Source organism: Chamaesiphon sp. VAR_69_metabat_338, from assembly GCF_031423935.1.
Taxonomy (GTDB): Bacteria; Cyanobacteriota; Cyanobacteriia; order Cyanobacteriales; family Chamaesiphonaceae; genus Chamaesiphon.
Genome location: NZ_JANPGM010000060.1, coordinates 1 through 4,825, shown reverse-complemented (window position 1 = coordinate 4,825; position 4,825 = coordinate 1). Strand labels below are relative to the sequence as shown.

Genomic DNA, 4,825 nt, shown 5'->3' with positions numbered 1-4,825 from the left:
GATGTCGTTGAATACTTGAGCACTAACGCTAAAATTTTAGGTGTCCTCAAGTCTGAACGCACCAGACATCGAGAGCGAGATGCTCTTTCTACTCTGATTTGGGGTGAGTCATAATGTTTAAGTTGACACCACTGCCCTCGTAGGTACCTTAAAATCTACGGTAATTACTAATACGATCGATCTGTCATCGGCGATCGAACTTGCGGTCTAAGTTACCAGAAGCCACCCCGTTTGCCATTGGGGAAAACGGTCATAAAATTGGTTTTGGCTTGATTCAACTGATCTTCGGTGACTTTGACACCCTTCAAATTTGCGCCACAGAGGTTGGCACCGTGGAGATTGGCATAATTGAGATAGGCTTCGCTCAGATCGGCACCGCGCAGATCGGCATTTTGGAGATTGGCATAGCTAAAATAGCCCTTACTGAGGACGGTATCCTTCAATACCGCACCACTCAAATCGGCTTTATCAAACTTACCAGCGGCTAAATTAGCCCCTTGGAGATTGATGTAAGCGCAATTGGCACTACTGAGCGTAATCCCTGGCAGGTGGGCTTTCGAGAGATCGAGGCTGCTGATGTCCATTTCGCTAAAGGTTCGTTGACCGCGCCTAAATGCTGCCAAAACTCCCTGAGCATCGAGTTTTAATTGCTCGCGCGGGACTTGAATGGCGGGAATGCCTCCCAGCCCCGTCCGAATGTCCGTACCAAATTGACTGCGATCGCCAGCATTTTTGATATTGGTCGGATCGCCATCCATCCGGCGGCGTTTGATGGCCTCGGCCATCCGTTGCGATGCCGATGAGGCAGGTTGCGCGATCGGTTGTGGTGGCTGACTTTGGTGGGGATTGACGGGCAATCCTGGCGGTGCAGCTTGGGCAAAGGGAATCGGTTGTTTGGGGCTGCCGACTGGCTGCGGTGGTGCGGCAACTGGACGAGTATCGACCAGGGGTGTGGTGTTTGCTAGCGCGCGCTGGACTTCTTCCACCGACTGATAGCGGTAGCGGACGGACACCTCTAGCATCTTGCCCAAAACTTGCGTCATGTGCTTGCCCAGTTGGACGTGTTTTTGCCACATCATTTCCCCAGTTGAGGGGTTGTACTCGATATCTTTAGGCGACTTGCCGGTCATCAGATAGATACAAGTCACCCCCAGCGCATAGAGGTCGCTGGCAAAGATCGGACGCATCGCCAACTGTTCTGGCGGTGCATAACCGGATGTACCGACCGCAAATTGCGTATTCGAGCCTTGCTCGACACCTTCTTGCGGTTCCAACTGGGCGACGTAGTTTTTGACGGCTCCAAAGTCAATCAGGACTAGTTTGCCATCTTGATCGCGTCGCAAAATGTTGGCAGGCTTAATGTCGCGGTGAATGACCTGTTGGGAGTGAATATAGGTAATGACCGGGAGAATCTCGATCAAGAAATCGCGGATTTTTTCTTCTTTAAACAGACCCATCTGCTTGACTTCTTGATGGATGGTATGTCCGCTGACGTACTCCTGAACTAAGTAAAAGTTACGACGCTCTTCAAAAAAGTCTAGCAGGCGAGGAATTTGGGGATGGTTGCCAATTTTGCCCAAAGTTCTAGCTTCGCGCTCGAATAATTCTCTGGCCATGCGCAGGAACTTTTCATGATTGTTACTCGGCCTAAGTTGCTTAATTACGCAGATTGGCTCGCCAGGAAGTGATACATCGATCGCTACAAAGGTCGCACCAAAGCCCCCTTGCCCTAGTGACTTGGTGACTCGATAACGATTGCGTACGAGCAGCCGTGCGCCACAGGCTTGGCACAGAAAAGCATCGATCGGATTTTTCGGTTGGGGACAGTCAGGGTTTACGCAGTAGCTCATTGAGCCTCACCAGTGGAACTTTTCTCTTGACATATGCTTTGTTTCGTGGCTCTAGTCTCCCCTGGTGGGATCGCGATTCCATTAGCTTGGAGATCGGACTAGCTCGGACTTAAATGTAGTAACAATAACTAGCCGATCGCTTGAATTGCAGGGCAAGTAAAGGATTTCGCTATTTGCTTCTAATTCTACCGCTTTTGTTCGCGCGATGCGATCTTACTTCATGGCGTGTGTGGTGCGACTTGCGACTTCCAAGTTGGGGGTACGAGTGACGATCGAGCGTGTCAGCCAGTAGCAATGATTCGCATCCGATCGACTTCGTTATTTTTAAAGTACCCACAACAGGAGCGCAATCTCTCTTTTGACCGGGAATATTTCGACCCTTTGGCAGTCTGGAGATCGAGCTAGCCGATCGACCATCTCGATTTACCGATCGGTTAAGCCTCGATCGTCACTCGCAGATTACCACGTTTTTTGAGCACCCGACACGAGGTCGTCGCCCGCAGGCCCTCTCCGTCAGCATCTCGTTGGTTAAACTCTAGATCGATCAGTGTCCCGCCTACGCGCAGATTTTTGAAGGAAATTTGATGAATATTGCTGGCTAAAGCGGGATCGAGAATCCGCAGGCAATTACTCGGTGCATCGGGCACCAAATTTACCATCATTTGCATCAACTGAAAAATCGTCCCGGTAGCCCAAGCTTGCGGCGAACAAGCGACGGGATATTGGATCGGGCTGTTGCCGTCGATGCGTTCGTAGCCGCAGAATAGTTCGGGGGGACGATGGTAGGGCTGATGGCCAGTCATGTCGAGAATGCCTTGAGCGACTTCTAAGGCTTGTTCGACGGCTCCGACCGAACGTAAGCCCATGGTAATCAAACTATTGTCATGGGGCCAGACCGAGCCGGTATGATAGCCGATCGGGTTGTAGGCTGGTGACTGACTGCTCAACGTCCGAATTCCCCAGCCGCTAAACATATCCGGCGCGCGCAAACGTTCGGCGACGCTTTTAGCTTTTTCGGGATAGAGCAAGCCTTGCTGTAAGCATTGTCCGGGATTGGAACCGATGCCATCCACCTGTTTGCCCGCGCCATCGAGTGCCATTGCCAGAAAATCGAGATCGGGAATCCAGAAATCATTGTTGAAACGTTGTTTGAGCTGTTGAGCTTCCTGTTGCCAGCGGGTGGCCAGTGCGTTTTCTTGGCGCAGCTTGGCCAATTCGACCATCCGAATTTTAGCTGCATAGACATAAGCTTGGACTTCGCACAGGGTAATCGAGCCAGTGGCAATTTTGCCTTGGCGATCGACAATACAATCATTGGAATCTTTCCAGCCCTGATTGGCCAAACCCCGCGCAGAGGTGCGGAAGTAGCTCAAGTAGCCGGTTTCTGCACACATCCGATCGATCCAAGCCATGGCTGCCACTGCGTTGTCCCACAAGCGATCGAGGGTAGCGGTGTCATTCGTCCACGCATAGTATTCGGCGTAGAGCATCAACCACAGCGGGGTGGCATCGACCGTCCCATAGTAGGGAGTATGAGGCACTTCTTGACAGCGGGCCATCTCGCCCATCCGGATCTCGTGGAGGATTTTGCCCGGTTGCTCTTCGCGCCACTCATCATCGACCTTGCCTTGGTATTGAGCTAGTACCATCAGGGTTTCGCGCGCGATCGTCGGATCCAAGATCAGCACCTGACTGGCCGCAATAATGGCGTCGCGACCGAATAGAGTACAAAACCACGGTACGCCTGCCGATAATACCTTGCCCGTGGTGCTGGGTCGATCGCTATTAGTGTTGACTAATTCAAAACTTTGGCGCAATAAATAGACATCTTGTTCGGCACGTTTGATCGCTTGATTGAGCTTGGGGTTGTCAGTCCGAATTTGGGTAATCTGCGATCGCCAGGTGTCTTCTTCCAACATTTCGGCAGCTTTGGCTTGGATCAGAGCCATCGGACTACTGACCCGCGACACAGGGCAGTTATTCATTAGCATTTCGAGGCGATAACCGATCCGATAACTAGCGTGGGATTCTAGCTCGATCTGCCAGATCGCTGTATATCCTTTGAGATAGTCGGGGTGGCGATGGGAAAATTGGATGTGTGATTCTAAAATCGCTCCATCTAGACCCTGATAAGCCATCGTCAATTCGTTGACTGTTGGCGGTGCGGACGCAGTGCGATCGGGCTGAACGCGGCGCAGTATTTGGCCGCGCTGTTTGCGATTGAAGCCGCGAATTTCAAATAAATCCGAAAAGTCAGCATCAAAACTCAGGCTCAATTCAAAGCTGACGGCGGTAGTGTTGTAGTTATGAATGGTCAGTTCTTCAAATAAACCACCATTGAGGACGATTTCACGCTGAATGCTAATGGTTTCGGCATTGATATTGGGAATGCTAGGATTCGTACACAGTGCAGAGAGTGCAAATCCTTTGTCAGCATTGCAGGTCAGTAAAATGGGCGAACTCCCAGCAATTTGCAACTCCAACCGACTCAAAAAGCGGGTATCCCGACAAAATAAGCCCAAGCTAGCGATCGTCTCGTCGCGCAAACAGCCAGAAATATTGCCGATCGTATCGGTAATCAAGAATAGATCGTCATCTTTGAGCGTAAGCGTGGTCTGGTTCCTGTCGCTTACCACGCAGCCCCACTCAGGGATATCTAACTCACTAGCCGGAATAAAGATTCTTCCTTCAAGTTCGATCGGATTAGACATAACAGTACCTATCTAGATGGAGTAGATGACATCAAGAATTTTTAGTGTCTAGGATATGATACTCGATTCGACAAAGCTGGGGGATGTAGCTTTTATGTATCTATTCTCTAATATCATTTTGGATTTTGAATTTGGTCTAACAAAAATTAAAATTGTCACTGGCCGATCGCCATCGAGTTGCGCGACAGGAAACAGGAGTTGATGATGCTTGCCTCGATCGATTTTTTATGCGATAATGGCCTTCTGTGACAGATTTACACAGTC

General features: G+C 50.4%; 2 protein-coding genes. Both read right to left on the bottom strand.

What is annotated here, in order from left to right; genetic code table 11:
- Positions 1 to 212: 212 nt before the first annotated feature.
- Positions 213 to 1,850: a protein kinase domain-containing protein gene (locus tag RMO84_RS01845; protein ID WP_310486754.1), complete on the bottom strand. Its 1,638-nt coding sequence runs from the start codon at positions 1,848 to 1,850 to the stop codon at positions 213 to 215.
- 434 nt (positions 1,851 to 2,284) lie between these two features.
- Positions 2,285 to 4,561 carry an amylo-alpha-1,6-glucosidase gene (locus RMO84_RS01840; protein ID WP_310486753.1) on the bottom strand — a complete coding sequence of 759 codons (2,277 nt, stop codon included), beginning with the start codon at positions 4,559 to 4,561 and terminating at the stop codon, positions 2,285 to 2,287.
- Positions 4,562 to 4,825: the final 264 nt, after the last annotated feature.

Excerpts from the sequence above, each read along its gene's own strand:
- RMO84_RS01845 (WP_310486754.1), bottom strand. The coding sequence starts at position 1,850 with ATGAGCTACTGCGTAAACCCTGACTGTCCCCAACCGAAAAATCCGATC.
- RMO84_RS01840 (WP_310486753.1), bottom strand. The coding sequence starts at position 4,561 with ATGTCTAATCCGATCGAACTTGAAGGAAGAATCTTTATTCCGGCTAGT.